At 38.5% G+C, this 288-nt stretch carries 1 protein-coding gene; it reads right to left on the bottom strand.

What is annotated here, in order from left to right:
* A partial coding sequence (locus tag ACPYOJ_RS35120; RefSeq protein WP_481420348.1) for a serine hydrolase occupies positions 1–288 on the bottom strand: 288 nt, incomplete at both ends.

The raw sequence follows: 288 nt of genomic DNA, 5'->3' as shown, positions 1-288 counted from the left end.
GTCTAAAGGCCCGAAAATCAATTCTTTCGCTAACATTTCCAGGCTTTTATGAAATCTATTCTCAACAGCTTTACGCAGGTATTCATAACCCTCACCCGAATATTGGTATTTTGATCCGGGCTCAAACTCAAAGCTTAACTTATGATCTGCTTTTTGCCATCTCCAGTTTGGGAAACCTGTCTGATGACTCAGTATTATTCTGGTGGTTAATTTCTTATGTCTCGGATCTTTTGCAATATCAGGATCAATCCAGTATTTATCCAGTGATTCATCAAGACTCCATTTTCC

The sequence above is a fragment of the Rhizobium sp. SVR5-9E genome, assembly GCF_056755095.1.
Note: the sequence above shows the minus strand (reverse complement) of the source record. Positions and strands in the feature narration are given on the sequence as shown.